The organism is Deltaproteobacteria bacterium, assembly GCA_016709225.1.
Classification (GTDB): domain Bacteria; phylum Myxococcota_A; class Polyangia; order Nannocystales; family Nannocystaceae; genus Xiheibacterium; species Xiheibacterium phototrophicum.
In genome coordinates this window covers 704,801-731,796 of sequence record JADJEE010000012.1, presented here as the reverse complement: position 1 = coordinate 731,796, position 26,996 = coordinate 704,801, and the positions used below count along the sequence as shown (strand labels likewise).

Below are 26,996 nucleotides of genomic sequence, written 5' to 3'. Positions count from 1 at the left end.
TGCGAGAAGTCGCCGATCCGGACAGAACTATCGTCGCCTCACCAGCTCGAAGCGTGCGCGGGGGCCGGTGACCACGCTCGGACGCACGCGTTGTGGGGCGATCACGACGGATTTCGTGGGCGCGCTGACGCCATAGTCGACCGGGTCGAGCCAGATCTCCGCCCCGGCCATCGCCCACCAGCCGAACCAGCGCGCGATCGACACGTCGAACCGCAGCCGCGGCGCGAGGGCGACCCACCATCGCGTGGCGGGGGCAAGCGCGCGGAGTCCAGGATCGACGGTGGTCGCGACGCGTCGCACAGGATCGAGCAGCGCGGCCACGTGGCCCGCGATCTCGAGGCGACCCCGCTGATACGCGTAGCCGAGGGCGAACTCGAACGGATGTCGCCGCAGCTCGATCCGCGAGGGGCCGCGCGCCGCGTGCAGCGGTGGCAACCAGGTATATCCAGCCGACAGATCCAACCCGAAGGGAAGCCGCCAACCGACGCCGACGTGCACGCCGTTCTGCCAGGTGACGTTCGCGGCGTAGCTCGTGCCCGCATATCCCGCGACGATGCGCAGCCCATGCACACGCGGCGCAGGGGGCGGTGGCACGGGCGCGGGCGCGGGCGGCCGCGGCGGAGGTGGATGATCGAGTCGGACGGTCTCCATCCCGATCGGCGCACCATCGGCGAGCGCCGCCGCTGCATCCTTGATCAGCAGGGCGATCGCCTCATCACCGGCAGGCCCGGGCGCGACCGCGTCGATCGCCCGGCGCCCGAGGGTCCGGGTCTCGCAGCCGTAGACGTAGAGGTCGAGGCGCTCACCCTCGGCGGCGAGCCATGCGATCGCGCGTGCTTGCGAGGGCGCGAGGTCGGCCGCGAGTCGGTCGATCCACACTGCATCGGGTGCGGCAGCGAGCTCGTGATCGACGACCTCGAGGGCGTATCCGATCGCCGCGAGATGGTCAGCGACGGCTGCCGCCGCGCCCTCGCGAACTGGATGGGCCGGGTCGCGCAGCAGCACCAGCTTCGACTTTGATGCGGGCACGTCGGTGGTTCCGACGTCGAGCGTCGCATCCGTGTCGGGCTCGGCGGCCGCCGCTACGGGCCAAGCCAGCGTGAGCACCATGGCGACGCGGCTCGCCGCCCACGCACGCCGAGGGTGTCGGGGTGCCTTCGCGCGCAGCGATCGAGTTCTCATGAGCACAAGCACGCGATCGAACCGGAGGTCACCTCTCGCTCGCATGATAGAGTGCTTCCGGGCCGTCGAGCGGTCCGCCCCAGTCGATGGCCGTCCGATTCCCCTGCCTGCACATCATGACGGACACCGTGGGGCATCGCGTCGCATCCGTCTTCGTCGCCGTGGGTCTCGCAGGCAGTGGCTGCCCCACCGGCTTCGATTCCGGCGTCGTCTGGGACTCCGCGCCTCCGATCGACAGCGGCGGCACTGCGGTCGTGACGACTTCCAACGACGGTGGGACGGCGTCCAGCGACGGCAGCAGCGCTGGCTCGACCGGCGCGCCGCAGCCAGCGGGCGACTGCGCCGCGTTGGACGCACCGCTTGGCGCCAGCGAACAGATGCTCGTCGACATGCCGGCGGACTCGTGGCTGCGCGTTGCCCAAGGCTATCGCTCCGTCTGCGACGACGCGTTCGAGCTCGAGTGGCACTCGGTCGCGGGCTGCGCGGGCGTGATCAACGACTGGAGCGGCGGGGTCTGGGATCCCGTAGGCCGTCAGCTGCTGCTGTGGGGTGGCGGAACCGGCTACGCTGGCAACGAGGTCTACGCGTTCAGCGCTGCGTCGTTCACGTGGTCGCGGCTCACGGAGCCATCGCCCGGCCCCTACAGTCGCGATCCGCTCGACGACGGTCGACCCGTCTCTCGCCAGACCTACAACGGACTGGCCTGGGTCGATCACCTCGACGCGATGCTCGGCTGGGGCGGTGCGCGTGCGCAGGACGGCGTTGCAACCGATGTCACCTGGCTGTTCGATCCGGCCCAGGCACTGTGGACTCAGCCCGCCGGTCGCTTCGTCCCCGCCAGCGGCTACGAGGTGAGCATGGTCTACGATCCGGCGACAGGCCACGTGCTCACCAAGCTGCCGAGCCTCTTGTATGATCTGGATCCCGCGACGAACACGTGGACGATGGTCGCCGACCTCGGCTTCCCGCCCGACTGGCCGCGCTACTACGGCGGCAGTCCGAGCAACGCGCTCGACACCGAGCGGCGACTGGCGTGGTTCGTCGGCGGCGGGCAGTACCTGGTCTGGGACATCGACCAAGGCATGGCGGTCACCGACGACTGGGTGACCACTGGCGGGGGCATGTTCGACAACGGCCTGGCCGAGCAATACCCCGAGCAGGCCTTCGTCAGCGGCGGTGGCGACGTCATCTCGCAGCCCGATCCCGGTTTTGCCTACGACGCGCGCACCGATCAGATGATGGCGTGGGTCGGCGGTGGGCCCTACGAGCTCGACCTCGACACCAAGGTGTGGACGCGCCGGAGCGGCACCGATGCCCCGGTCGCCGCGCTTGCCCGCGGCACGTTCGGACGCTGGCGCTACGTGTGCGCCTACAACGTGTTCATCCTCGTCACGTCGATGGACGACGTCTATTTCTACAAGCACACCGCCGGCGCGTAGAAAAAACTGTCCGACCCGCCGCCAGCCGGCACTCGACTGCCACATGGGGCGGCGACGGGCGAATCCTCTGGTGCGTGTGGGCACGAGCGTCGCACTGCTGATGCTGGGATCGGGATGTTCCGACCACGACGACGGGGCCAGTGACGGCCTCGCTGGCGCGGGCTCGGGCAGCGCAGGGTCGGATGGCGTGAGCGCGGGCAACGCTACCGGTGCGGCGGACGGTTCGGCCACGGCGGCGACCTCCGACCCCGGCGGCACGAGCGAGGGTTCCAGCGAAGGTTCGGGCACCTCAACCACCGGCAATGTCGATCGACCGCTCGGCTGCAACCCCGCCGAGCGTCCGTTGTCGCCGAGCGAACAGATGCTGGTCGACATGCCCGCCGACTCGTGGCTGCGGATCCCCCAGGGCTATCGCGCTGTCTGCGACGACACGTTCGAGCTCGAGTGGCACCTGGTCGAGGGGTGCTCGGCAGTGATCAACGACTGGAGTGGCGGCGCCTGGGACCCCGGGCGTCGGCAGATGTTGCTGTGGGGCGGCGGCCACGGTGGGTACGCGGGCAACGAGGTCTATGGTTTCGACGTCCCGACGTTCACCTGGTCGCGGCTCACCGAGCCGTCGCACGGACCCTACGATCGCGATCCACTCGACGACGGCCAGCCGGTGTCGCGTCACACCTACAACGGCCTGGTGTGGATCGACCACCTCGACCAGATGCTCGCCTGGGGCGGATCGCGTGCCATCGACGGGGTCGGCACCAACGTCACCTGGTTGTTCGATCCGGCGTCGACCACCTGGGTGAATCCACCGGGCACGAACGTCCCGGGCCCGGCCTACGACGCCAGCCTCGTCTACGACCCCGCGAGTCAGCACGTGTTCGTCAAGGTCCCCGGCGGTCCGCTCTACGAGCTCGACCCCGACACCAATGCCTGGACGCTCCTCAACGACATGGGCCACCCGCCGTACTGGCCGCGCTACTACGGCGGCAACCCGGGCACGGCCATCGATCCCAACCGCGGATTGGTGTGGTTCGTCGGCGGCGGTCAGTACCTGGTCTGGGACATCGCCGCCCACGATGCCGTGACCAACGAGTGGGTGACCACCGGTGCAGGCATGTTCGACAACGGGCTCGCCGAGCAGTACCCCGAGCAGGCATTCACCTCCGGCGGTGGCGATGTGATCCTCGCGACCGATCCTGGCTTCGCCTACGATCCCACGGTGGATCAGATGGTCGCCTGGCTCGGGGGTGGCCCCTACGTGCTCGACCTCGCGACCAAGGCATGGACCCGCAAGAGCGGCACCGATGCGCCCGTCGATGACCTTGCGTACGGCAGCTTCGGACGGTGGCGCTACCTCTGCGAGTACAATGTCTTCATCTTGGTCAACTCGATGGATGACGTCTACTTCTACAAGCACACCGCGGGGGCGTGAGGCATTCGTGGACCGCTGCGCGGCTGGCCACGTTCGGTGCTCGCTGCGGCGCTCGAGCCCGTCTACTTGCAGACGGCGGAGATCGACGCGATCGGCTCGAGGCTCATCGCCATCCACTTCGTGCTGTCGGGCAGCCGCACCCAGCGGATCGCGATCGGCTGTTCGTGGTCGCCGAACGTCGCCACGACGACCACCACCGCCATGTGGCCGAATCCTTCGGTCTCGTCGCACCCGCGCGCGGTATCGACGTTCGCGAGCTCACCGTGCTTTGCCTCCCAGTGGGAGATGCGCGCGCGCAGTTCCCTCGTGAAGTTGCCGTCGCCGGGGGACCCCGAGGTCATCGCGCACTGCATCGCATCGCCAGCGCTCGCGCAGTCCCTCAAGAGCGCGTCCGAGCGCGTCGCGAGTTCAGTCGTGTCCGTCGAGAGCGCGAACCAGACCAAGCGCGCCACCATCGACAGCGTGCCGAGGCCGAGCGCGCCGGCCACGACGAACAACACCGCGAGCGGGGCGCTGTGCGACGACTTGGGCCGCGGCGGTGCGGCCGAGGATCGGTAGGCCGGCTGCGGCTGGAACGGCTGCGGCTGGAACGGCTGCGGCTGGAACGGCTGCGGCTGGAACGGCTGCGGCTGGAACGGCTGCGGGTCGCCGCCGTGCGGTACGTGCGGCTGCACGGTCGGATCGAACGGGGGTTGGACCATGGGGCTTGCGACCTCGGCGTGATGGAGAATCCGGGCCGCGGCGTGTGACGCGACGCGCGCGGGAAACCGGTCGATCGCAACGCAGGGCCGGCGTCGTCGTCGATGGTGCACACGACGCCGGCGAGCGGGCGAACCGTGCCCGCTTCATTGCCGCGCTCCCGAACGACGAGCCGGGCAAGCCGGGCAAGCCGGTGCCGAAGCAATCCTCGATTGCGATCGCGGTGGCACCTTGGGCGATCGCGCGCTGTGCCGCGATGGCCGTGCGGGTGTGCCGATGACGGCCTGGCGCCGACCGATCTGCGCGCCACCTGTAACGCCTCCGCCGGTGCGGCAACGCGGGCAACGAGGTGGTTTGCATGACCTACGTACATCGATTCATGGTCGGCGCGTTCGTGCTCCTCGCGGCGTGTGGACGCGACGACGGTGGTGTCGGGGGCGGCACCGACTCCGCCGGTGGCAGCAGCGGCAGCGCCGACGCTTCGGTCTCCGCCACCCTGACCATCGGATCGGCCGATGCTACCGGTGGCAACTGCGGACCGGGCGAGGTCGCGTGCAACGATGGCTGCTTCGACGTCTCGAGTGACGTCGACCACTGCGGCAGCTGCGACAACGGCTGCGGCGCCGGCGAGTCCTGCGTCGCTGGTCACTGCAGCGGGGGTTGTGCCGTGGGCGCGACCCAGTGCGGCACGCAATGCGTGAGTACGAATTCCGACGCCGATCACTGCGGCAGCTGCGAGGTGGCGTGTGGCGATGCCGAGGTCTGCGGCGACGGCATCTGCCAGGCCGTGTGCCCCGAGGGTGCGATTGCGTGCGGCGCCGACTGTGCCGACGCGGCGACCGACCCGGTGCACTGTGGGGGCTGCGGCAACGACTGCAACGCGGGGCAGGCCTGCGTCGCCGGCAACTGCACCTGCAGCGCGCCCTTCATGCAGTGCGGGCAGAGCTGCGTCGACCTCCAGACGAATCCCAATCACTGCGGCGATTGTGAGGTCGACTGTGGTGACGGCGAGTGCGTCGCGGGGGCGTGCGCGTGCGCGGCCGACCAGACCGAGTGCGCCGGCGAGTGCGTGAACACCAACAGCGACGAGGCCAACTGTGGTGGCTGCGGTCTCGCGTGCGCGGCGGTGCTCGAGCGTTGCGAGCAGGGCGCGTGTGTGTGCGGGCAGAGCTTCGACGAGTGCGACGGCGCCTGCGTGGACACCGAGACCGATCCCGCGCACTGCGGTGCCTGCGGCAACGACTGCGGCGAGCAGTTCTGCAGCAACGCCGAGTGCAGGGCCGAGTGTGACAACAACCTCGAGGCCTGCGGGCACAGCTGCGTCGATACCGATGACGACCCGCTCAACTGCGGCGCTTGTGGCAACGTCTGCGACGCCGGGCAGGGCTGCAACAACGGCGATTGTGGGGGCGGAGGGTGACGCGAGCCGCCGATGCCGGCGCTCGGGTGCGTCGTCACGGCTCGAACGCGGCGTCGAGCTCGAGGTCGAGCTCGAGCTCGCCGGTGGGCTCGCCGACATCGCTGCGGGGAACCCCGGCGGCGTGCTGCGCCTGCAGGCGCAGGGCCACCTCTTGCCAGCGAAGGAGCTCAAGTGCGCCGTCGCTGGCGAGCAGGTCGTCGAGTTCGTCGTCACGGCCGCACAGCGAGCGCGCCACGGCGAGCAGCTCGGATCGCGGCGGCACCGGGCGGTGTAGCAGCGCCACGACCTCGTCGACGACCTGGCGATCGTGCTGCACCAGCTCCGGTCGATCGTTGACCTTGCGCAGCAGATCCATGAACGCAGCGATGTCCTGCCAGGTGCGCACGCCCTCGCGGAGGTCGCGGGGGCGCGCGGCGAGCCACGCGAGGATCCGCGTCTGCGACTGCCGCAGGGCCGCGCGATCGCCGATGCGTAGCATCGGGTAGATGTCCTTGCCGATGAACATCGTGATCTGCGTGCCCACGAGTCGGAGTCGCGCGTAGATCTCGTGCTCTTCGGGCGGGCGCGTGATCGCCAGCTTGCGTCGCAGCTCGGCATACGCGCAGCGCGTCTCGAGGCTGGTGGCGAGTTCGGTGCGATAGGCACGGTCATCTCCCGCGTCCAGTCCGAGCAGGGCCCGCAACGCGGTGGCGATGGCCGTGAGCGCCTTGATGAGGCCCCGACGCGCGCCTTCGATCGCCTCGAGCACATGCCACAGCGTGTCGCTCGCGCGCAGACGTTCGAGCGCCTGGCCGCGGCTGCGCAGCTCCCAGCGCGTGATCGCGATCAGGTCGATCACCATGGTGCGCGGTGGCTCCGCCATCAGCGTGTCGACCATGCGAAAGAAGCTGGCGGCGAGGCGGTGCAGCCCGGAGGGGTGGATGCCGAGCGCGGGTGACGAGACGGAGGCCTCGATCTGCTGCAGCAGTTCGTGCGCGTCTGCGAGTGCCGCGAGCACGAGCGGGACGAGCGCGTGTGCCTCGATGTCACTGCGCGTCTCCGCCTCGCGCAGGTCCAGGGACCGCACGCGGACGAGCAGCTCGTCGAGGGACGCTACGCACTGATCGAGGGCATCCATCGGCGGCGGGGGCGTGTGCCACGAATGTTGCCCAGTTCTGCGCGTCGCGCCATCGTCGGCCTCGTGCTGGGCCGCATCGGCGCAGCGATGGACCCATCGCGTCCGGTCGCTCCGACGCAGATGTGAGCGCCGCTGCCGTCTGGGCAGGGCACGAGGCGAGTCGCGGGGCGCCGTACCCGCGATCGCGAGCCGCCCTCACCCGACAGGGCCGCAGCATCAGCGAAACGCCGCGAAGTACTCGTAGGTCGACGCGGCATCGACCGCGTGGCCATCGACCAAGGGCGGGATGCGCCCGTGGTACGCGACGATCTCGTCGTCGGCGCCCAGGCGCAGCTGCATCGGCGCGATCGCGCGGCGGATGATGGGGTTGCGCGCGCGCATCTGCACGGTGTCGCCGGCGAGGCGCAGCTCGAAGCGGTAGCTGCTCCCGCGGTCCCAGAACCGCAGGGGCACCACCTCGCCTGCGCGCAGCTGTGGCAGGTGACGGCGCACGAACTCGAAGAGCGTCGGGCCGACGATGCGGTCTCCTCCGTCGTAGTGGTACGCCTTGCCGCGTTGCGCGTGAACCTCGTCGTACGCGAGCAACGAACCCTGGGCATCCTGCGTGGCGCGCTGCACGACGATGGGGACCTCGCGAGAACCCTGCCCGGAGCCCTGTCCGACCCAGGTCACGTGGGTCGAGACCCGCGTACCGTCGGGGTTGTCGTGGACGCGGCGTTCGTAGCGGAAGGCAGGGGCGTCGGCGCCTGCGGGCGTCACGATGCCGGTGTAGATGTGCGTGCCCCAAGCGTCGGCAGGGCGGGCGAGCGCGGCGGCCGCGGTGGGTGGGAGCTCGGCGTGGGCGCAGCCCAGGAGCAGGGCGAAGAACGGCAGTGGCGATCGCATGTCGGCCCCAGCGTGCGATCCTGCGGGTGGCCAAGACCATGTCATCGGCTGCCAATCCGCTGTCCGAGGGCGACATCGCGGCCTCGAACGTGCTGCCGGCCTTCGAGACCTCGCTGCGCTTCGGTGCCACCGAGGCCGAGCTCGCCGCGGCCTTGGGCTGGCGCCGCGAGCTGCTGATGCAGCCGGACGCCGCGGTCTCGGGCAGCTCGACGTATCGCCACATGGAGCTGATGTTCGAGCGGCCGGCGTACCCCGCTTTCGTGATCGCAGCGGCGCGGGCCCACGATGCCGCGAGTCTCGGCATCGTCGGCCTCGCGTGCAAGACGATGCCGACGGTCGCCGACGCGATGGCGTGCCACGCCCGCTTCCAGCGTCTCGTCAATCGTACGGCGACCTATGCGAGTGCGCTCGAGGCCGACGGCCTCCATGTGGTCGAGCACCGCCCCGATCCGAGCCGCGGTAGCGAGCTGGTGTCCGACTACACGATGCTGGTCGCGGTGCGTCTGATCGCGATCATGGCCGGCGCGCCGGTGCCGGTGCGCGCGATGTTCTCGCGTCGCACGCAGATGTCGAGCGACGAGCGCGAGGTGTACGAGCGCGAGCTCGCGGCGCCGGTACACCTCGGTGCTGCCCGGGCGGCGCTGGTGCTCGCGCCCGAGCTGCTGCGCCGGCCGGTACCGAAGGCCGACGCCGAGCTCGAGCGGTACTTCCTCGAGGTCCTCGAGCGCGCCCTGCCGCGTGCGGTCGACGAGCCGCCGTTGCTGGCCGCCGTGCGCCGTCACGTCCGCGCCTGCGTCCGCGAGGGGCAGCCGACGCTCGACGATGTCGCCCGTGCGCTGGCGATCGGCGCGCGCACGCTCCAGCGCCGGCTCGGCGAACTCGGGACCAGCTACCAGCAGGTGCTCGACGAGACGCTTGCAGGCCTCGCCGAGGGCTACCTGCGCCAGCCGGAGCTGACGCTCGCCGAGATCGCGTGGCTGCTCGGCTACGTCGAGCAGGCCTCGTTCTTCCGCGCGTTCCGCCGCTGGACCGGCACCACACCCGACGCGTTCCGCCGCCAGGCGCCGGCCTCGGTACGTCGGTAGCGTCGCGGATCGCGGCAGCCGAGCGAACCAACCGCGCTGCCCGTCAGCCGAAGCGACCCGCGAGGTACTCGCGGGTGCGTGGGTCCCGAGCGTCGGTGAACACGCGCTCGGTCGCACCATGCTCGACGAGCTCGCCGAGCAACATGAACGCGCAGGCATCACTCACACGGCGGGCCTGGGCCATGCTGTGGGTGACGATCACCACGGTGTAGTCGCCCTTCAGGCTGCGGACCAGTTGCTCGATCGTCTCGGTGCCGCCGAGGTCGAGTGCCGAGGTGGGCTCGTCCATCAACAGCACCGCGGGCTGCAGCGGGAGGAGCCGGGCGATGCACAGGCGCTGCTGCTGCTCGAGCGACAGCGTGAGGGCCGGTCGTTGCGTGTCGATGTCGCCGAGCCCCACGCGGTCGAGCGCGTACGCGACCGCATCGTCGAGCCGGCGGGGGTCCCAACGCTCGTGCAGTCGCGCGGCGAATGCGACATTGTCACGCACCGACAGCGGCAGCGGATTCGGGCGCTGGAACACCAGACCCACGCGGCGGCGCAGCTCGAGCAACGAGACCCCGGGGGCGAGCACGTCGTCGCCGTGCACGCGCAGTGAGCCCCGCGTGCGCGTGCCGCCGCTGCGCTCGTGCATGCGGTTGATCGACTTGAGCAGCGTCGTCTTGCCGCAGCCCGAGGGGCCCACGAGCGCAGTGACCTGGCCGGCCGCGATCTCGAGGTCGACGTCGCGTAAGGCCTGGAAGTCGCCGTACCACAGCGAGAGCCCGGCGATCTCCACTGCCGCGCTCACCCGATCCCGCCCTCGAGCCAGCGCTGGGTGAGCTCGTGTCGCGGGGCGGCGAAGAACGAGGGGGTCGGCTGGGCTTCGACGATGCGCCCGCCGATCATCATCGCGGTGGTGTCGGCGAGCCGACGCGCTTGGTGCACGAGGTTGGTCGCGACGACGATGGTTCGCTCGCCCCGCATGCCGCGGAGCACGGCCTCGATCCGTTCGGTCGTGATCGGGTCGATCGCGATCGAGAACTCGTCGAGGCACAGTACGTCGGGTTCGTGGGACAACGCGCGCGCGATCGCGAGGCGCTGCTGCTGTCCACCCGAGAGACGCGTGGCGAGCTGATCGAGGCGCTCCGCGACCTCGTCCCACAGCGCGGCCGCCCGCAGGCATTCTTCGGCCCGCTCGCGCAGCTCGGCGGGATTGCGGACGCCGGCCATGCGCGGCGCGAACGTGACGTTGTCGTATAGGCTCATCGGCAAGCCGACCGGCAGGGGCGAGACCAGGCCGATCTTGCGGCGCAGCCCGGCGACATCCGCGAATGCGCGGACGTCGACCCCGTCGACCAGGATCTCGCCCGTGACGACCATCCCGGGCACCTCGTCGCTCATGCGAGAGAGACATCGGAGCAGCGTGCTCTTGCCCGCCTGCGCCGGCCCGACGATCGCGACGATCGAGCCGGCCGCCACCTCGAGATCGACGCCACGCAGCGCGATCACCTGGCCGTGCCGGGCGTGCAGGCCGCGAATCGCGATCGCAGCGCCTACCATCGCCGGGTACTCCGGAGGCGCAGTCGCATGACGATTGCGATCACATTGGCGGTCAGCACCACGGCGATGAGGACGAGGGCGGTCGCCGCGGGATACGACTCCGGCACGCCGACCACTTGGGTGGAGATCGTGAACAAGTGCATCGACAGCGCCATGCACTGGTCGAACGGTCCATCGGGCAGTCGCGGCAGGTAGAACGCCACGCCGGTGAACAGGATGGGCGCGGTCTCGCCGGCGGCACGAGCGACCGCGAACACCATGCCGGTGAGGATGCCCGGGAGCGCGTTCGGCAACACCACGTGGCGCACGGTCTGCCAGCGGCTCGCACCCAGCGCCCAAGCGGTCTCGCGATAGACCTTCGGCACCGCGAGCAGTGACTCGCGGGTCGCTGCGATGATCACCGGTAGATTCATCACCGCGAGCGTCGATCCGGCGGCGAGGATGCTGGTGCCGAACCCGAAGAACAGCACGAAGGCACCGACGCCGAACAGCGCGTGGACGATGCTCGGTACGCCTGCGAGGTTGACGATCGCCAGCTGGACCATGTCGACGAAGCGGCCCGGCCTGGCGTACTCGGTGAGCCAGACGGCTGCCAGTACCCCGAGCGGCATCGCAGCCACCAGGCTCACGCCGACCAGCAGCAAGGTGCCGAGCAGCGCCGGCGCGATACCACCCTCGGTCATGCCGTGACGCGGTGAGGTGAACAGGAACTCGAGCGAGAGCGCGGGGGCACCCTGCCAGGCCAGCCACGCGAGGATCGCCACCAGCGGCAGCGCGAAACCGAGGACGAGCAGACTCGCGAGCGCTGCCGCGACCCGCCCGCGGCGCTCGCGGACGTGCGTGCGGCCCCGCGGCGCGCGCTCAGCCACGGCGGTGCCCTCCGCGGCGCACGAGCACGCCGGCGAGCAGGTTGACGACGAAGGTGATCGCGAACAGCAAGAGTCCGAGGGTGAACAGTGCGCCGTAGTGCTCGCCGCCCTGCGGCGCCTCGCCGAGCTCCGCGGCGATGGTCGCGGTCAGGGTTCGCACCGGGTCGAACGGGCTCGTCGGTACGCGCACGGCATGGCCGGTGGCCATGAGCACCGCCATGGTCTCGCCGATCACCCGCCCCACGCCCAGCAGCACCGCAGCGGACAGCCCTCCCCGCGCCGCCGGCAGCACCACGCGGATCGTGGACTCCCACCGGGTCGCGCCCAGCGACTCGGCTGCCTCGCGATAGCTGTCGGGCACCGCTCGCAGCGCGTCTTCGCCGAGCGAGACGATCACCGGCAACGCCATGAACGCGAGCACGATCGCCCCGTTGAAGGAGTTGAGCCCGACCGGTACGCCGAACACCAGGCTGGTAATGCGACTGGTGACGGTGAGCGCGAGGAACCCCCACACGACCGACGGGACCGCGGCCAACAGCTCGACGGCGATCTTGCCGAGCTCTCGCACCCGCGGTGGTGCGAGCTCTGCGAGGTAGACGGCGCCGAGCAGACCGAGCGGCACCGCGATGGCCATCGCGGTCAGCGTCACGGCGAGCGTGCCGAGCACGAGCGCGAGTGCGCCGTAGCTCGGCGCGACCACCGAGTTCGGCATCCACCGCGTCGAGCCCAGCAGCTCGGTCGCGTCGAAGCGGGTGGTCAGGAACGGCCACGCCTCGTGGACGAGGAACACGAGGATGCCGAGCACGAGGACCACGGCCGAGATCCCACCGACACGGATCGCGAGCTCGATCCCGCGTTCGCCGAGCTTGCCCAGGCGCGATCGCCCGAGCGGCGTGCGCGGCACCTTCACCACCCGCCTCCGGGTCGCGGTGGCACGTAGCCGGTCTCGGCGAGCACCGCCATGCCCGCGTCGACATCGATCCACTCGAGGAACGCCTGCGCACCCGTGCTCGGGGTCCCGACCGTGACCATGAACAGCTCGCGGGTGATGGGATAGCTGTGCGCAGCCGCGCTGTCGGGACTCGGTGGCACGCACGGGCCACCGGCGTGTGCGGCGATGCACAGCGGCTTCACGCCGTCGCCGAGGTAGCCCAGCCCGACATAGGCGATCGCGCAGGGCGTGTGGCGAACCAGGCGAACCACTTCGCTCGAGCCGTTGAGATCGAGGGAGCCGAGCCGCAGATCGTGGTGCGCTCCCAAGACGTGCTCGCGGAAGTACTGCGCGGTGCCGGAGTTCGACTGCCGACTCACGCGCACGATGCGATTGTCGGGGCAGCCCGGTACCACCGTGTCGCGCACGTCGCTCCAAGACTCGCAGTCACCGGCGTCGCCGTAGATGCACGCGAGCTCGTCGAAGTCGAGGCCGACCAGCGGGTTGTCGGGGTGGACGAACACGCTCAGGGCGTCGAGCGCGACCACGTGGGCCCGCGGCGTCGCGCCGCGGCGTCGGCGATCTCGTCGGCGGTTAGCGGGCGGCTGGTGTTGGCGATGTCGGTCGTGCCCTCGATCAACGCTGCGATGCCGGTGCCGGAGCCCCCGCCCGAGACCGCGACCGAGACCTCCACCTGGGCCTCCTCGAAGGCCTCGGCCCAGGCTTGCGCGAGGTTCACCATCGTGTCGGAGCCCTTGCTCTGCACGACCTCGCGTCGCGGGCCGGCGCTGCATCCGAGCACGACGACCGCGAGGCTGGTGAGGACCGTTCGCACCGCCCTGCTCGTCGCATGGGTGCGTGCCGGCCCGGTGACGTGGGCGTCTCACCCGCGAAACTCCCGGGCGAAACGTTTGCGGTCGTCCGCGGCGCCATCGCCAGGTCGGCGACGACCAAGGGGGGCGCAGCGCGTCGTCGTGGACGCCGGCGCACCGACGGCGATCGGCGCCCGCGTGCGCCTCACGAAGGTGGCAGCGGCTGGTAGAGCTGGATCAGGTTGCCGCAGGTGTCCGCGAACACGGCGACCATCACCGGGCCCATCGCGGTGGGCTCGCGGGTGAACGCGACGCCGTGGCCACCGAGCCGACGGAAGTCCGCGACGAGGTCGCTGGTCTCGAACGCGGCGACCGGGATGCCCTGCTCGAACATCGCCTGCTGGAAGGCCTTGCCGGCTGGGTTGGCGTTGGGCTCGAGCGAGAGCTCGAGGTCGTCGGGGCCCTCGGGCGAGATCACGGTGAGCCACTTGTACGGCCCCATCGGGATCTCGTGCTTCACCTGGAAGCCGAGCACCTCGGTGTAGAAGCGCTGGGCCTTGGTCTGGTCGTCGACCATGATGCTGACGAGCTTGATGCGCATTGGCGTCCTTCGCCGCCGCGTTCGGCGGGCGTGGGCGTACTCTGCCTGGGCGCGCGCGCGTGCGCTTCTCCAGAGTTGCGTCGGCCGTCAGCGCGCGACGCACATCAGGCCGAAGCAACCGGGGATCGGCAGCGGCGGCGGCACGCTGACGAAGCCGCGTCGCGCCCGCGACGGCGACGTGCCGGTGCGCCGCGCGAACCCGGCGCTGAAGCTGCCCAGGCTCGACAGGCCCAGCTCGAAGCACACCTCGGTCACCGATCGGTCGCCCCGCGCGAGCAGCTCGCGCGCGAGCTCGACGCGCGCGGCGATGCGGAGCTGGTGGGGCGTGTCGCCGAACAGCGCCGCGAACTGGCGGATCATCTGGTGATGCGAGAGGCCCACCGCCGCCGCCAGCTCGCGCAGCGGCAGCGCGCGCGCATCGGGGTCGACGAGCAGGCGGCGCGCGCGGCACAGCTTCGCGAAGGTCGGTGGTGGGATCAGCATCGTCGTGCCGCCTTCGAGGGGCGGAGCCCGTCGGTTCGACGATAGCCGCATTCCCTGTGCGGGTGCGCCCCCGCGCCCGCGCGGCGGCCGGGATCCCGCTACCATGGTCGGCCGAAGCGACCGTGCCGCCGCGCCGCCCCTGCATCCGATGCTCCTTCGCCGTATCGCTCGGCCTCGCGGCTGCGGCGTGCCACGAAGCCGCATCGCGCGAGGCGGTGATCCCATCGGCGGGCACGAGCACCGACGCCGGCGGCGAAGCCTCCGACGCGAGCACGGGCACCACCTTCGTCGACGAGCCGGCGAGCACGGGCACCGACGCGGACGGCAGCGGCGAGGGCAGCACCGACGCCGGCGACACCGGCGAGCCGGAGGCACCGCCGTGGGCGTACTACCCGGCGTCGCGCGTGCACTCGCCGATCACCGCGTCGGTCGCCGCGGCGCTGCGGGCCCGCGTCGATGCGTCCGAGGGCGCGCAGGACGTGTTCATGAAGGTCGGCGCCTCGAGCGACGTGAACCCGAACAACCTGCACTGCTTCGCCGGCGACGGCCTCGTGTGGGCGGCGCACGTCGAGCTGCAGGACGCGTGGTCGTTCTTCCTCGGTGGTGATGCGGCCGGCAGCTCGCCGTTCGATCGCGACAGTGTCGCGACCGAGGTCGGGCGCACCGCGGCGTGGGCCATCACCGGCGAGCCCTCGCCGCTGCAGCTCGAGATCGACGCGCTCGCGCCGTCGCTGGCGTTCGTGCACTACGGCACCAACGACATGAACCTCGGCATCACGCCGCTCACCGCGTTGCCGGGCTTCTACGGCGCGTTGATGGACCTGCTCGACCACGCCGAGGCGGCCGGTGTGATCCCGGTGCTGGTCGGCCTCACGCGCCGCGGCGACGACCCCGACGCCGATCGCTTCATCGCGCTCTACAACACGGTCCTGCGGGGCGTCGCGCAGGCGCGACAGATCCCGTTCGTCGATGCCCACCTCGCGATCGACGGCTTACCGGGTCACGGTCTGGGTGCCGATGGTCTGCATCTCGAGCCCGACCCGCGGGGCGCCTGCACGCTCGACGACGCCGGCCTCATGCACGGTTACAACCGGCGCAACCTCGCACAGCTCGAGCTGCTCGCGCGCATGTTCGAGGTCGTGCAGGAGCAGGTCGAGGGCCTCGACGCACCCACCGACGAGATCGCGCCACCGCTTGGCGACGGCCTCGCGGCCTCACCGATCGTCATCGAGCCTGCGCGACTGCCCTTCGCGGATGCCCGCGACACGCTGCGCGACGGCGCGGCGGTGATCGACGGCTATCCCGGCTGCGGCAGCGCCGACGAATCGGGGCCTGAGCTGGTCTACGCGCTGTCGCCCGAGGTCGACACCCCGGTGCGCATCGTGGTGCTCGATCGTGTCGGCACCGATGTCGACGTGCAGCTGCTCGGCGACGACCTCGATCCGACCACCTGTCTCGCACGCGACGACACCGCGATCTCGACCACGCTCTCGGGGCCCGTGCGCATCGTGGTCGACAGCTGGTCCGACGGCACCAGCGTGTTCGGCGGTGCCTACCTGCTGGTCGTGGTGCCGTGCGACGACGGCGACCTCGACTGCGCAGGATGAGGCGCACTTGGCCGGCGAGCCGTCACTTCACGCGGGCCAGCGCGCGGTCGCCGGGGAACACGTCGCGCACGAACGCCAGCCACGCGGGGTGTGAGGCGTCGAAGTGACTGGCGTGGGTGATCGCCGCGTCGCCGTGTCCACCGGCGGGGCCGAAGAAGATCTTGTTGCAGTGCAGATCGACCAGCAGATCGTGGCGCAGCTCGACCTCTGCCCCGGTCGAGGCCAGCCGCTGCGTGAGCGTGAAGCCGACCAGCTCGCCCATGCGGCAGCGCTTGAGGATCTGGTCGTCGTAGCCGCTCGGATCGGCGAGCAGCGTCGCGAGCGTGGTGAGCTGGGTCGGGCTCAGCGCGCGGCGGGTGTCCTCGCGCGTGCGCCACTCGAAGATCCGCGTCTTGCCCACGCGATCCTCGGCGGCGTTGGGCTCGTGCATGCGCACCGCTTCGCCGGTGAGCATGCCGGTGGCGAGGCCGACCCGCGCGAGGTGCTCGTCACCGCCGACCGCGGGCAGCTCGAACGCGGGGCCGTCGAGCCGACGACCATCGCAGGTGTCGACCGACAGTCGCAGGGTCGCGGGGCCCAGGAACACGTTCGCGCGGCAGCTCTTCTGGCACTGCGAGCTGCAGCTCATGCCCGAGAACGGCACCGGTCGCAGCTCGGCACCCGCGGCCAGCTCGAGGCACGAACCGGGGGTCTCGCTGCAGCTCGCGACCAGTCGATACCCCTCGCCGACGTCGAGCCCGGTGAGCGGCTGCCAGTGGCCCTGGTCGTCGCGTCGCTCCAGCCGAGCGACCGTGCGCAGGCCGATCGCCGCGTCGGCCTTCAGCGCGAAGGATCCCGGGGCGAGGTTGACGAGCGTCAGCTCCGTGGGCGCCGAGGTCGTGGCCGTTGCCGGCGTCACGGAGCTCGGGGCCGCGTCGACGGGCGTCGGCGCGGCGGGCATGGCCGCGGCGATCGGGGCCTCGGCCGCGCTCGGACCCGCAGCGGGCGTGCACGCGATCGTCCAGGTCGAGAGGAGGGCGGCGCGTTCGAGGGCGGCGAGTCGGAGGCGGCGGAGCATGGCTGCACGAGCGTACGCGCGGGCGCCCCCGAAGGTGCCACGCGCAGATCGATCGCGGACTCACGCCAGGCGGAAGCCGCAGTACGAGCACAGCGATGGCGCCGACATCGACACGATGACCCGCGAGCGGCCGCCGCAATTGCGACAGACCATCTCCACCTGCTGGACGCCGCCGTGGGTGGAGCCAGAGATGAAGGCCCCAGCGTCGAGGTCGAGCCGACCGACGATGCGGCCCGCCGCGATGGCCTCGAGCAGCAATGCCCGCGCGACCGTCTGCGTGACCTGGAGGTCGGTTGCGAGCACGGCGAACGAGATCCGTTGGCTCGCGGACGCCAGTGCAGCGATGGTGTCGAGCTGCTTGGCGCGCCGGGCCGCGCGACGGCCCGCCAACACCAGGACAATGCCGGGCCCGATCATCGCGACGATGCTGACGGCGATCCAGAAGATGCCTGCCGAGGGGTCACCGTCGCGGCGCGGCGCGACCGTGAGCCCGATGCCGACGGCGTTGCACGAGCCACCCAGGGCGATCAGTGCGATGCCGATCGCCGTGCGGTGGCGGTTGGCCTGCGGCGGTCGGTTCACGTCGGGCTCCATGGTCGACCGCCGCCGCGGCCGACGTCAACTGCCGCTAGAGTCGGGCGATCCGCTCGCCCAGCGCCGGCAGCAGGCCCGCCAGCCGGTCGAGCTGCTCGCGCGTGCCGACGCTCGCACGCACGCAGCCGCGCAGCAGCGGCGTCGCGTTCATGCGCTTGACCAGCACGCCGCCGGCCGCGAGCCCCTCGACCACCGCATCGGCGGCCGCGGCGGAGCGCAACCGCACCAGCACCAGGTTTGCGCCCGAGGGGTACACGTGGGCCCCCGGCAGCGTGCCCAGCAGCTGCGCGAGGCGTTCGCGGTTGCCGATCACGCGCGCGACGAGCTCCTGCTGCACGTGGTCGAAGCGCGTGAGCACCGTGTGCGCCAGCAGCAGCGAGGTCTGCGAGACGTTGTAGGGATGCCGGACCTTGTCGAGTGCGTGCGCGAGCACCGGCGTCGCGATGGCGTAGCCGACCCGCAGCGCAGCGAGGCCGATCTTCGACAGCGTCGCCATGTGCACCACGTGCGCTGGCGCGTCGGCCCGCCACAGCGATGCGCCGGGGGCATAGGCGATGTAGGCCTCGTCGATCACGAACACCACCGACGGGTGGGTCGCGACCAAATCGTCGATGAGCGCCGCCGACCACACGGTGCCGGTGGGGTTGTTGGGCCGCGCCAAGAAGCAGATCGTCGCGCCCGTCAGCGCGCGGTGCATCGCGTCGCCGTCGAGCTGCAGCGCGTCGTCGAGCGGGACCTCGCGGACCTCGTAGCCGAGCACGCGGGCGCTGTGGCCGTACATCACGAAGGTCGGGCTCGGCACCACCAACACCGGCGGCGATCCGCCGGCGAGCGCGGTGAGCAGCAGCGAGATCACCTCGTCGCTGCCGTTGCCGAGCACGATGCGATCGGCCTCGCAGCCGTGGCGTGCCGCCAACACCTCGCGCAGCATCCGACCCGAGCTGTCGGGGTAACGACCGAGCTCGACCTGTTGCACGCACTGCGCGAGCGCCTGCATGACCTCGTCGGGCCACGGCTCGGGGTTCTCGTTGGCGTGCATGCGCGCGAACGCAGTGCTCGCTGGGGCGTGATAGACCCCGAGCCCCGCGAGCGCGGGTTGGAGGTGTCGAGTCCAGGCCGGGGTGTGGTCTGTCATCGGCTCTGCGGCGTCAGCGTGGTGCGTTGGGTCCGCGGCGAGGGTAGGCGGAGCTCGACCGCGCGCGCGTGGCCCTCGAGGCCCTCGGCGCGGGCGAGCGTGGTGATCGCCGGGGCCTGCTCCGTCAGCGCGGCCCCCGACAGCTGGATCACGCTGGTGATCTTCGTGAAGTCGCCGACGCCGAGCGGCGAGCCGAAGCGCGCCGCGCCGGCGGTCGGCAGCACGTGGCTGGGGCCCGCCGTGTAGTCGCCGGCGGCCTCGGGGGTGTGCGGTCCGACGAAGATCGCACCGGCGGTGCGCAGCGTCGGCACCAACGCCCACGGCGATTCGACCAGCAGCTCCAGGTGCTCGGGCGCGTAGTCGTTTGCAGCGACGACCATGGCGTCGCGATCGGCGACCAGCACCGCCGCGCCGTGCTCGACGAGGGATGCCTGGGCGATCTCGGCCCGCGGCAGGTTCGTGAGCTGGCCCTGCAGTGCGCCGTCGACGGCGTCGATCAGGCTCGGCGAGTCGGTCACGAGCACGGCGCACGCCAGCGGATCGTGCTCGGCCTGGCTGATGAGGTCGGCGGCGACGATCACCGGATCGGCACTGCCGTCGGCGATCACGAGGATCTCGCTCGGCCCGGCGATGCCGTCGATGTCACAGACACCGAAGACCTGCCGCTTGGCCGCGGTGACCCACGCGTTGCCGGGGCCGACGATCTTGTCCACCCGCGGCACGGTCTCGGTGCCGAACGCCGCCGCCGCGATCGCCTGCGCGCCGCCGAGTTGGAACACGCGGTCGACCCCCGCGAGCTCGGCCGCGAGCAGCACCACGTCGGCGGGCCGCGGCGTGAACAGCACCACCTCGTCGACCCCCGCGACCTTGGCGGGGATCGCCGCCATCAGCACCGACGACGGATACGCCGCGGTGCCGCCGGGGGCGTACACCGCGACCCGGCGCAGCGGCGTCGGCCGGCTCTGCAGCGTGGTCTGGGCGTCGGTGAGGCCGGTGGCGACCGGCACCTGCGTGCGGTGGAACGCGGTGATGCGCGCGGCCGCGAAGCGCAGCGCATCGGCGATCGCCGTCGGCACGCGACGCGCAGCGGCGGCCCGCGTGGCGGCGTCGAGCTCGAACTGGGCCGGCGCGAGCGTGCGCTGCTCGAGGCGCGCGGTGTGCTCGGCGACCGCGACGTCGCCGCGCACGCGCACGTCGTCGACGATGCGCTTGGCGTCGGCATCGGCCTCGCCCGCGAGGCCGGCCGCACGCGCGCAGCGGGCACGCCAGAGCCGACGCGCCTCGGCGTCGTCGGCACGCAGATCCATCCTGGTCAGCGCTTGGAATCGCGATGTCATCGACAACGACGCTAGCAGGCCTGGCGGCGTTCGTGGCGGTCCGCGGCGCGACCGAGGTGGTGCGCGGCGAACTGCCCCACGCTCGCGCGCCAACCTCGCGGATGCTACCGTCCAGTCGTGGTGCGGGGCACACAGGATCGGCGCCGGCTTCACGCGTGGTGGCGTGCGCGCGCGGCCGTGCTGGTGGCGCTGGGCGTGGGCGCGTGCGCGAGCCCGCCGGAGGCGGATCCGCCGATCAAGAACAAGCCGATGACCGGCGAGAGCGAGGTCGGCTCGACCAGCGACGGTGCGGCGGTCGAGGCAGTGGGCGATCGCTGCGCGGACGCGCCGGTGCTGACGCAGTCGACCTGGCGCGGTTCGCTGTGGAACGCCGACGCAGAGGCCGGTGGCGCCTGCGGTCGCGGCGGCCCCGAGGTGTTCGTGCGGGTATCGACGCCGGTGCGTGCCGACCTCGAGGTCGAGGCGCGCGGCAACGGCTTCACGCCCCGCATCGACATTCGCGATCGCGGCTGTGACGACGACGGCGTGCTGGCCTGCGCGACCGGGCTGCCCGCGCAGGTGCTCGAACTCGCCGCGGGCACCGAGGCATGGATCGCGGTCGGCATCGATCCCGCCGACCCACGCCTGGACGAGGCCAACGATCTCGAGGGCCTGTCGTTCGAGCTGACCACGCGGTGGCGCGACGTCATCGCGCGCGGCGAGGGCTGCGGTCTGCCGGGCCAGGGACGCTGCGAGACCGGCACGGCCTGCATCGCCACGGCCGACGGCAGTCAGCGCTGCGCGACGGTGCTCGGTGACACCTGTGCCTCGGCGATCCCAGTGGTGTTGTCGCCAGACGCCGCGAGTACCATCACCATCGATCCCGCGTCGCCCCACGACGACGCGCACGCGCACTCGTGCGCCGGCGCGCGGCGTCCAGAGGCCGTGCTGCTGGTGTCCTGGGATGCGCCCGCCGATGGTGGCGATCTCCTGCTCACGGCGTCGAGCGAAGCCGCTGACGTCGCGCTCGCGATCCGCTCACCGGGCTGCCTGGCCGCCGACGAACGCGCCTGCGTGGACGCTTCGCCCGCCGCGGCCCCGCGCACGTTGCAAGTGGATGCCGCTGGCCTCGCCAGCGCGTTCGTGTTCATCGAGCTGCCGACCACCGCAGACGCGCGCAGTGAGCTAGGTCCCTTCGCCGTATCGCTCGCGCTGTCGCGGCCATAACGGGGTTGATCGGCCTGGGGGGCGCTGCCATGCTCCGCCCCGCAACCTAAAGGGGTCGCGCGCGACCGGCTCGTAGTTTGCCGGCGCACGTGCTTTGGCCCCACCCGCATCGCCCGCGAAAGGTACGTCATGGCCCGCCGTCTGTTCACCAGCGAGTCCGTCACCGAAGGACATCCCGACAAGATCTGCGACAAGATCAGCGACTCGATCCTCGATGCCATCATCGCCAAGGATCCCCGCTGTCGCGTCGCCTGCGAGACGCTGGTGAAGACCGGGTACGTCAACGTCGCCGGCGAGGTCACGACCAGCACCTACGTCGACATCCCGTCGATCGTCCGCAAGACCGTGCGCGAGATCGGCTACACCAGCTCCGCGATGGGCTTCGACGCCGACAGCTGCGGCGTGCTGGTCGCGCTCGAGGCCCAGAGCCCGGACATCTCGCTCGGCGTCGACGGCAAGGGCGTCTACAGCGACGAGCAGGGCGCCGGCGACCAGGGCATGATGTTCGGCTACGCCTGCACCGAGACCAGCGAGCTCATGCCGCTGCCGATCAGCCTCGCGCACAAGCTGGCGCGCCGGCTGACCTACGTGCGTCGTCGCGAGAGCGACAGCTTCCTGCGCCCCGATGGCAAGAGCCAGGTCACCGTCGAGTACGACGGTGGCGTGCCCAAGCGCATCGACGCGGTGGTCGTGTCCACGCAGCACAGCGAGGACGTCACCCACGCGACGCTCAAGGAGTTCATCATGGAGGAGGTCATCAAGCCGACGGTGCCGGCGAACCTCCTCGACCACGACACCAAGTACTACGTCAACCCGACCGGCCGCTTCGTCATCGGCGGCCCCATGGGTGACTCGGGTCTGACCGGCCGCAAGATCATCGTCGACACCTACGGCGGCATGGGTCGCCACGGTGGTGGCGCGTTCTCGGGCAAGGACCCCTCGAAGGTCGATCGCAGCGCGGCCTACTACGCGCGCTACATCGCCAAGCACCTGGTCGCCGCGGGCCTCGCCGAGCGCGTCGAGGTCCAGCTCGCCTACGCCATCGGCGTGGCCAAGCCGGTCAGCGTGTTGGTCGAGAGCTTCGGCACCGGCAAGGTCCCCGACGACCGCCTGAGCGAGATTGTGCTCAAGCACTTCGACGCGCGGCCCGGGCGGCTCATCGCCGAGCTCGATCTGCTCAAGCCGATCTACGCGCAGACCGCCGCCTACGGCCACTTCGGCCGCGAAGAGCACGACTTCACGTGGGAGCGGCTGCCCAAGCTCGAGGCGCTGCGCGCCGAGAAGTAGCGCGTTCGCACGAACCACACGGCAAGGGCCGCCCGATCCGCAGAGGATCGGAGCGGCCCTTCGTCGTTCGAGCGGGCACATGCGGGCGATCGTCGCGCGCGACGGCTGGCCGCGCAGGCGATCGCGGGCTCAGCCAGAGCACTCCGTCATGCAGTTGGCGCCGTTGCACATCTGAAGATCGAGCGAGCCGGGCGGGAACCCCTGGATCATGCAATCCATCTGACACTGGGCGAGCATGCCCAATCCCATCTCGTTGACGCACTGCACGAGGCAGTTGCAGTCCTCGTTGGCCTCGCACGCGGTGAGCTCCGCGCAGCAGTTCTCCTTCGTGCACACGGCGCACGCGTCGTCGTCCGGGGCGATCTCGCACATCGCGGTGCCGGTGGTGCCGCTGTCCGAGCCGCTGCCGCCGCTGCTCGAGTCGGCGCCGCCGCTCGAGTCGGTCGTGTCACTCGTGGTCATCGTGGACGATGCGGTGGTCGAGTCGGTGGTCGATGCAGTGGTCGAGTCGGTGGTCGACGCAGTGGTCGATGCGGTGGTCGAGTCGGTGGTCGACGCGGTCGTGGTCGCGCCGGTCGAGCTCTCCGCGCCCGTGGTGTCGGCGCTGCCGTCGTCGCCGGCCGGGCACGCCGTGAGGGTGAGCGCGAGCCCGAGGGGGCCGAAGATCCAAGCAAGGGTGGTTCGCATCCCGCCACCCTAGCAGCGCGCCGCGTCGAATCGCAACGAGTCGGCGCTTCGACGGGGCGCCGGAGCAGTTGGACCCGCATCCGAGGCGAAGCCGGTGTACGCCAGCTCGCGCGCCGGGCCGCCCGCCGTCCGCGTCACGGGGGGGCGTGGGCGACAGGCCCCGACGAGGTGGCGGTGGGGTCGTCGGGCGCTGCCGGCTCGCCCTCGCGCGTCGCCCGTGCCTGCACCGCGTCCTGCCACACGCGTTCGAGGAAGTCGCCGACCCCTTCGATCACCGGCAACGAGCGCGGCGAGAGGAACACGTCGAAGGCGTGCTGCGCCCCCGCGACCTCGGCGAACAGCACCTGCGCCCGCGAGACCTGGCGCAGCGCGGCGACGAATGCCTGCGCGTCGACCAGCGGCGCCAGCGTGTCACGTCGGCCGTGGATCACGAAGAACGGCGGCGCGTCGGCGTGCACGCGGTCGAGTGGCGAGGCGGCCGCGAAGCGCTCGGGTGCGTCGGCGTAGAACGCCTTCATCACCAGCGGCTCGAGCAGGCGCTCGAGGAAGCCCGGCACGTGGCTGTGCAGGCGGTTGGTGAAGTCATAGATCGCGTAGAACGGCACTGCGGCTTGCAGGCGGGTGTCGGCGTGCTCGAAGCCAGGCTGCAGCGACGGGTCGTTGGCGGTCAACGCGGCCATCGCCGCCAGGTGACCGCCCGCCGAGCCACCGGTCACCGCGATGAAGCCGGGGTCGACGCCGTACTCCGCGGCGTGCTCGCGGATCCACCCGATCGCGCGCTTGATGTCGACCAGGTGATCGGGCCACGTCGCGCCGGGGCTCAGGCGATAGTTGACGTTGAAGCCCACCCAGCCGCGATCGGACATGCGGGTCATGATCGGCACGCCCTGCTCGCGCTTGTCGCCGACCACCCAGCCGCCGCCGTGGATCTGCACCAGCGCAGGCCGCAGACCGGGCGCGGCGAGCGGGCGATAGACGTCGAGCCGCAGTCGCGTGCCCCCGACCCGCGCGAACTCGACGTTGCGGGTCACGCGGGTGCCGGCGCGACGCAGCGGGAACGGCACGGCGACCCGCCACCACTGCGGCCGCCGCGGGGTCGATGGCGGGCCCAGCTGCGCGAGCGCCTCGCGGATCGTGCGGCCCGATCCAGGACCTTCGATGACCAGCACCGCGAGCCCCAGCCACGAAACCACCGCGAGCCCGAGCCCGATCAACCCCGGCGTCGTGCCGAGCGCGCCCAGCCAGGCGAAGCCAGCCGTCGCGAGCAGCTGCCAGAACAAGTGGTGGACCGCCAGCTCGGCGGCGAACATCGACAGCAAGAAGCTGGGGATCACCAACAGCGTGCGGCGCCGGACCGGCAGGAACGCGTTGAGCGTGAAGGCCACGCCCGCGAGGTTCACGAGCAGGAATAGCCAGCCACTGGCTCGAGCGAGCATCGGCGCGCGGAAGACTACTCGATCCGCCGAACACGTGCGCGGGCGCCCGCCGCTGCGCCCGCGTCAGCGCGCTTCAGTCCGGAGCGCTCGCGACGATGGGTCCATGGGATGTTCCCGTTCCCCACCGCGCCTGGGGCGTCGGAGCCGCCCCGCGTGCTGATCGTCGACGGCGATCGCGATGTCCACGACGCCTACGAGCGGTGCCTCGCACCGCCGCGCCGCGAGAGCGAGGCGCTCGCGCGCGCACGCGACGAGCTGTTCGGACCGTTGCCCTCGAGCGCGACCGGCGAGGCCCCGCAGTTCGAGCTCGCGCACGCGTACGGCGGCGAGGAGGGGGTCCGCACGGTGCAGCGTCAGCTCGCCGCGGGCCGCCCGTTCGCCGCCGCGTTCGTCGACATGCGCATGCCCCCGGGCTGGAACGGGGTCGACACCATCAAGGGCATCTGGCGGCTCGACCCCGCGGTGCAGATCGTGCTGAGCACGGCGTACTCGGACTTCACGTGGGACAAGGTGTTGGCGGCCGTCGGTCGCTCGGCAGGACTGCACCTCCTGCGCAAGCCGTTCGACCCCGCGCAGGTGCTTCGATTCGCCGAGGTGCTGTGCCGCAAGTGGCAGCTCGCCGCGGAGTCGCGGCTCATCGCGTCGGGGCTGCAGCGATGACGCAGCGCTCGATCCTCGAGCCGGCACTACCGGCAGCCGCCACGGGGCTGATGCCGGTGACACAGCTGCGCCTGCGCGCGCTGGCGCGACGCGAGCTGCTCCAGCGCACGTTTACCGGCACGTTCGTCTATCCGGTGGGATGGCTGGTGGTCGCCGGCGTCACCGGCCTGCTCGTCGACCACCCCGCGCCGGTGCTGGGCATGGTCGGGCTGCTGTCGGTGCTGGTCGCGGTGCGGCTCGTGCTCTACCGCCGGGCGCTGCGCGACACCACGCGGCCGAGCACGGCCGGCAAGGGCCACCTCGTGCTCGGCGTGGTGTCGGCGTCGTTGTTCTCGGTGTCGCTCGGGCTGGGCTATCTCGCGCGGGGCGGCGATGCGGGGGTCGCCGCCGGCTACGTGGGGATGTCGGCGATCGTCGGTGGCATCGCGATGGTCGCGAGCACGCATCGGCGGCTGGCGCAGGTGTGGACGTTCACTGCGATCGCGCCGAGCCTGCTGGTCTTCGCCGTGCGCGCCGACGCCACTGCGCAGCTGCTCGCGCTCATCTTCGCGTTGTACATCCCCGTGCTGAAGCGCCTCATCGATCAGGGGCACCAGGCGTGGTGGGACGCCCAGATCGCCGCCGCGCGACTCGACGAGCACTCCAGCAGACTCGCGCGGGTCTCGCGGCACGCCGGCATGGCCGAGAACGCCACCAACGTGCTGCACGACGTCGGCAACGCGCTCAGCGCGGTCAAGGTCGCCGCCGAGCGACTGGTTGCAGCCGGTGCACGGCACCCGGCGGCGGACCTCGAGCGCATGGCCCGACTGTTCGAGCGCGATGCGGACACGTTGCAGGCGTTCCTGGCGAGCGACGGACCCAAGCTCGCACGCTTCGTCGGCGCGCTCTCGCAGGCGTCGCGCGAGCACGCCGACGCAGCCGCCGCCGATGCCCGGCGGCTGCGTGAGGGCCTGCGGCTCATCGAGACCATCGTGCGGCGCCAGCAGGACCTCGCTGGCGAGCTCGGCGGCTTCGAGGCCTGCAGCGTGGTCGAGCTGATCGATGCTGCGGTCGGGCTGTCCCACGCCGCACAGGCCGATCTCCACGTCGAGCACGACGCGCGCGTCGCCGCGGGCAGCAGCGTACGGGTCGACCGGCCGCGCGTGCTGCAGGTACTCGTCAACCTGCTCGAGAACGCCTACGACGCCACCCTCGAGCACGGCACGCGGGCCATCACGATCCGCACCCACGAGCGTGCCGACGCGGTCGTGATCGAAGTCGCCGACAATGGCATCGGGATCTCGCCTGCGCTCGCGGAGCGCATCTTCTCGCGCGGGTTCACCACCAAGGCCCACGGACACGGCTTCGGCCTCCACGGCAGCTTCGCGCTCGCGCAGGCGATGGGTGGATCGCTGACGTTCGAGAGCGCGGGGCTCGGGTGTGGCGCGGTGTTCCGCCTGCAGCTGCCGGTGCAAGCCGCGGTCGCGGCGTGAGGCCGTCGCCCACGCTCGGTGCGC

At 71.3% G+C, this 26,996-nt stretch carries 26 protein-coding genes; 9 read left to right on the top strand and 17 right to left on the bottom strand.

Features of this window, described 5'->3' with window-relative positions; translation table 11 throughout:
* Positions 1–27: 27 nt before the first annotated feature.
* Positions 28–1,110: a hypothetical protein gene (locus IPH07_28035; protein MBK6921279.1), complete on the bottom strand. Its 1,083-nt coding sequence runs from the start codon at positions 1,108–1,110 to the stop codon at positions 28–30.
* A 158-nt stretch (positions 1,111–1,268) separates the two neighbouring features.
* On the opposite strand from IPH07_28035, the gene IPH07_28030 reads away from it, so the two are divergent.
* Together IPH07_28030 and IPH07_28025 are read left to right on the top strand one after the other, a co-directional pair.
* Positions 1,269–2,621, top strand: a complete 1,353-nt coding sequence (locus tag IPH07_28030; GenBank protein MBK6921278.1) for a hypothetical protein — start codon at positions 1,269–1,271, stop codon at positions 2,619–2,621.
* A 76-nt stretch (positions 2,622–2,697) separates the two neighbouring features.
* Positions 2,698–4,050: a hypothetical protein gene (locus tag IPH07_28025; protein MBK6921277.1), complete on the top strand. Its 1,353-nt coding sequence runs from the start codon at positions 2,698–2,700 to the stop codon at positions 4,048–4,050.
* 62 nt (positions 4,051–4,112) lie between these two features.
* On the opposite strand, the gene IPH07_28020 is transcribed toward IPH07_28025, so the two are convergent.
* On the bottom strand, positions 4,113–4,751 hold the full coding sequence (locus tag IPH07_28020; protein MBK6921276.1) for a hypothetical protein: 639 nt from the start codon (positions 4,749–4,751) through the stop codon (positions 4,113–4,115).
* Positions 4,752–5,107: 356 nt separating this feature from the next.
* Between IPH07_28020 and IPH07_28015 the strand changes: the two genes are divergently transcribed.
* Positions 5,108–6,169, top strand: coding sequence for a hypothetical protein (locus IPH07_28015; GenBank protein ID MBK6921275.1), 1,062 nt, complete (start codon positions 5,108–5,110; stop codon positions 6,167–6,169).
* A gap of 34 nt (positions 6,170–6,203) precedes the next feature.
* Here the strand turns inward: IPH07_28015 and IPH07_28010 are convergent, their stop codons facing one another.
* Both IPH07_28010 and IPH07_28005 read right to left on the bottom strand, forming a co-directional pair.
* Positions 6,204–7,235: a hypothetical protein gene (locus tag IPH07_28010; protein MBK6921274.1), complete on the bottom strand. Its 1,032-nt coding sequence runs from the start codon at positions 7,233–7,235 to the stop codon at positions 6,204–6,206.
* 267 nt (positions 7,236–7,502) lie between these two features.
* Positions 7,503–8,171: a hypothetical protein gene (locus tag IPH07_28005; protein MBK6921273.1), complete on the bottom strand. Its 669-nt coding sequence runs from the start codon at positions 8,169–8,171 to the stop codon at positions 7,503–7,505.
* Positions 8,172–8,209: 38 nt separating this feature from the next.
* On the opposite strand from IPH07_28005, the gene IPH07_28000 reads away from it, so the two are divergent.
* Positions 8,210–9,256 carry an AraC family transcriptional regulator ligand-binding domain-containing protein gene (locus tag IPH07_28000; protein MBK6921272.1) on the top strand — a complete coding sequence of 349 codons (1,047 nt, stop codon included), beginning with the start codon at positions 8,210–8,212 and terminating at the stop codon, positions 9,254–9,256.
* A 43-nt stretch (positions 9,257–9,299) separates the two neighbouring features.
* Here IPH07_28000 and IPH07_27995 read toward each other — a convergent pair whose 3' ends face one another.
* From IPH07_27995 to IPH07_27965, 7 genes are all read right to left on the bottom strand, one after another.
* On the bottom strand, positions 9,300–10,421 hold the full coding sequence (locus IPH07_27995) for a phosphate ABC transporter ATP-binding protein (GenBank protein ID MBK6921271.1): 1,122 nt from the start codon (positions 10,419–10,421) through the stop codon (positions 9,300–9,302).
* A 370-nt stretch (positions 10,422–10,791) separates the two neighbouring features.
* Complete coding sequence (gene pstA, locus IPH07_27990; protein ID MBK6921270.1) at positions 10,792–11,667, bottom strand: phosphate ABC transporter permease PstA; 876 nt, start codon at positions 11,665–11,667, stop codon at positions 10,792–10,794.
* Positions 11,660–12,571: a phosphate ABC transporter permease subunit PstC gene (gene pstC, locus IPH07_27985; GenBank protein MBK6921269.1), complete on the bottom strand. Its 912-nt coding sequence runs from the start codon at positions 12,569–12,571 to the stop codon at positions 11,660–11,662. Before pstC ends, pstA begins: the two co-directional genes overlap by 8 nt.
* A gap of 2 nt (positions 12,572–12,573) precedes the next feature.
* Entirely contained in the window at positions 12,574–13,146 is a 573-nt protein-coding gene (locus tag IPH07_27980) for a substrate-binding domain-containing protein (GenBank protein ID MBK6921268.1), read from the bottom strand.
* Entirely contained in the window at positions 13,125–13,433 is a 309-nt protein-coding gene (locus tag IPH07_27975) for a substrate-binding domain-containing protein (protein MBK6921267.1), read from the bottom strand. The genes IPH07_27980 and IPH07_27975 overlap by 22 nt, the downstream gene beginning before the upstream one ends.
* 182 nt (positions 13,434–13,615) lie before the next feature.
* Positions 13,616–14,011, bottom strand: a complete 396-nt coding sequence (locus IPH07_27970; protein MBK6921266.1) for a VOC family protein — start codon at positions 14,009–14,011, stop codon at positions 13,616–13,618.
* Between the two features lie 87 nt (positions 14,012–14,098).
* Positions 14,099–14,494 (bottom strand): helix-turn-helix transcriptional regulator, encoded by a 396-nt coding sequence (locus IPH07_27965; GenBank protein MBK6921265.1) that lies wholly within the window; start codon positions 14,492–14,494, stop codon positions 14,099–14,101.
* Positions 14,495–14,709: 215 nt separating this feature from the next.
* Between IPH07_27965 and IPH07_27960 the strand changes: the two genes are divergently transcribed.
* Positions 14,710–16,101, top strand: a complete 1,392-nt coding sequence (locus tag IPH07_27960; GenBank protein ID MBK6921264.1) for an SGNH/GDSL hydrolase family protein — start codon at positions 14,710–14,712, stop codon at positions 16,099–16,101.
* A 22-nt stretch (positions 16,102–16,123) separates the two neighbouring features.
* On the opposite strand, the gene IPH07_27955 is transcribed toward IPH07_27960, so the two are convergent.
* From IPH07_27955 to hisD, 4 genes are read right to left on the bottom strand one after another with little or no spacing between them, the layout of a single operon-like run.
* Entirely contained in the window at positions 16,124–17,158 is a 1,035-nt protein-coding gene (locus IPH07_27955; protein MBK6921263.1) for a hypothetical protein, read from the bottom strand.
* 60 nt (positions 17,159–17,218) lie between these two features.
* Positions 17,219–17,740: a hypothetical protein gene (locus IPH07_27950; protein ID MBK6921262.1), complete on the bottom strand. Its 522-nt coding sequence runs from the start codon at positions 17,738–17,740 to the stop codon at positions 17,219–17,221.
* A 46-nt stretch (positions 17,741–17,786) separates the two neighbouring features.
* Positions 17,787–18,887, bottom strand: coding sequence for an aminotransferase class I/II-fold pyridoxal phosphate-dependent enzyme (locus tag IPH07_27945; GenBank protein MBK6921261.1), 1,101 nt, complete (start codon positions 18,885–18,887; stop codon positions 17,787–17,789).
* On the bottom strand, positions 18,884–20,224 hold the full coding sequence (gene hisD, locus IPH07_27940) for a histidinol dehydrogenase (protein MBK6921260.1): 1,341 nt from the start codon (positions 20,222–20,224) through the stop codon (positions 18,884–18,886). The genes IPH07_27945 and hisD overlap by 4 nt, the downstream gene beginning before the upstream one ends.
* Before the next feature lie 177 nt (positions 20,225–20,401).
* Here hisD and IPH07_27935 point away from each other — a divergent pair, with 177 nt between their 5' ends.
* On the top strand, positions 20,402–21,430 hold the full coding sequence (locus IPH07_27935; GenBank protein MBK6921259.1) for a hypothetical protein: 1,029 nt from the start codon (positions 20,402–20,404) through the stop codon (positions 21,428–21,430).
* Between the two features lie 129 nt (positions 21,431–21,559).
* Positions 21,560–22,717, top strand: a complete 1,158-nt coding sequence (locus IPH07_27930) for a methionine adenosyltransferase (protein MBK6921258.1) — start codon at positions 21,560–21,562, stop codon at positions 22,715–22,717.
* 129 nt (positions 22,718–22,846) lie between these two features.
* Here IPH07_27930 and IPH07_27925 read toward each other — a convergent pair whose 3' ends face one another.
* Both IPH07_27925 and IPH07_27920 read right to left on the bottom strand, forming a co-directional pair.
* On the bottom strand, positions 22,847–23,404 hold the full coding sequence (locus tag IPH07_27925; GenBank protein ID MBK6921257.1) for a hypothetical protein: 558 nt from the start codon (positions 23,402–23,404) through the stop codon (positions 22,847–22,849).
* A 134-nt stretch (positions 23,405–23,538) separates the two neighbouring features.
* The gene (locus IPH07_27920) at positions 23,539–24,840 is read right to left on the bottom strand and encodes an alpha/beta hydrolase (GenBank protein MBK6921256.1); all 1,302 of its coding nucleotides are present in this window, start codon (positions 24,838–24,840) and stop codon (positions 23,539–23,541) included.
* Between the two features lie 108 nt (positions 24,841–24,948).
* Here IPH07_27920 and IPH07_27915 point away from each other — a divergent pair, with 108 nt between their 5' ends.
* Both IPH07_27915 and IPH07_27910 read left to right on the top strand, forming a co-directional pair.
* On the top strand, positions 24,949–25,500 hold the full coding sequence (locus IPH07_27915) for a hypothetical protein (GenBank protein MBK6921255.1): 552 nt from the start codon (positions 24,949–24,951) through the stop codon (positions 25,498–25,500).
* A complete protein-coding gene (locus IPH07_27910) occupies positions 25,497–26,972 on the top strand; it encodes a sensor histidine kinase (GenBank protein ID MBK6921254.1) in 1,476 nt (491 codons plus the stop codon). Before IPH07_27915 ends, IPH07_27910 begins: the two co-directional genes overlap by 4 nt.
* Positions 26,973–26,996 lie beyond the last annotated feature (24 nt).

Coding starts and splice junctions, on each gene's coding strand:
- IPH07_27910 (MBK6921254.1), top strand. CDS start 25,497: ATGACGCAGCGCTCGATCCTCGAGCCGGCACTACCGGCAGCCGCCACG.
- IPH07_28035 (MBK6921279.1), bottom strand. CDS start 1,110: ATGGTGCTCACGCTGGCTTGGCCCGTAGCGGCGGCCGCCGAGCCCGAC.
- IPH07_27920 (MBK6921256.1), bottom strand. CDS start 24,840: ATGCTCGCTCGAGCCAGTGGCTGGCTATTCCTGCTCGTGAACCTCGCG.
- IPH07_27970 (MBK6921266.1), bottom strand. CDS start 14,011: ATGCGCATCAAGCTCGTCAGCATCATGGTCGACGACCAGACCAAGGCC.
- IPH07_27930 (MBK6921258.1), top strand. CDS start 21,560: ATGGCCCGCCGTCTGTTCACCAGCGAGTCCGTCACCGAAGGACATCCC.
- IPH07_28020 (MBK6921276.1), bottom strand. CDS start 4,751: ATGGTCCAACCCCCGTTCGATCCGACCGTGCAGCCGCACGTACCGCAC.
- IPH07_27995 (MBK6921271.1), bottom strand. CDS start 10,421: ATGCCTGCGGGCGGCCGCGCTGTGGGACGAGGTCGCGGAGCGCCTCGA.
- hisD (MBK6921260.1), bottom strand. CDS start 20,224: ATGACATCGCGATTCCAAGCGCTGACCAGGATGGATCTGCGTGCCGAC.
- IPH07_27925 (MBK6921257.1), bottom strand. CDS start 23,404: ATGCGAACCACCCTTGCTTGGATCTTCGGCCCCCTCGGGCTCGCGCTC.
- IPH07_28015 (MBK6921275.1), top strand. CDS start 5,108: ATGACCTACGTACATCGATTCATGGTCGGCGCGTTCGTGCTCCTCGCG.
- IPH07_28030 (MBK6921278.1), top strand. CDS start 1,269: ATGGCCGTCCGATTCCCCTGCCTGCACATCATGACGGACACCGTGGGG.
- IPH07_28005 (MBK6921273.1), bottom strand. CDS start 8,171: ATGCGATCGCCACTGCCGTTCTTCGCCCTGCTCCTGGGCTGCGCCCAC.
- IPH07_27965 (MBK6921265.1), bottom strand. CDS start 14,494: ATGCTGATCCCACCACCGACCTTCGCGAAGCTGTGCCGCGCGCGCCGC.
- IPH07_27945 (MBK6921261.1), bottom strand. CDS start 18,887: ATGACAGACCACACCCCGGCCTGGACTCGACACCTCCAACCCGCGCTC.
- IPH07_28000 (MBK6921272.1), top strand. CDS start 8,210: ATGTCATCGGCTGCCAATCCGCTGTCCGAGGGCGACATCGCGGCCTCG.
- IPH07_27915 (MBK6921255.1), top strand. CDS start 24,949: ATGTTCCCGTTCCCCACCGCGCCTGGGGCGTCGGAGCCGCCCCGCGTG.
- IPH07_27955 (MBK6921263.1), bottom strand. CDS start 17,158: ATGCTCCGCCGCCTCCGACTCGCCGCCCTCGAACGCGCCGCCCTCCTC.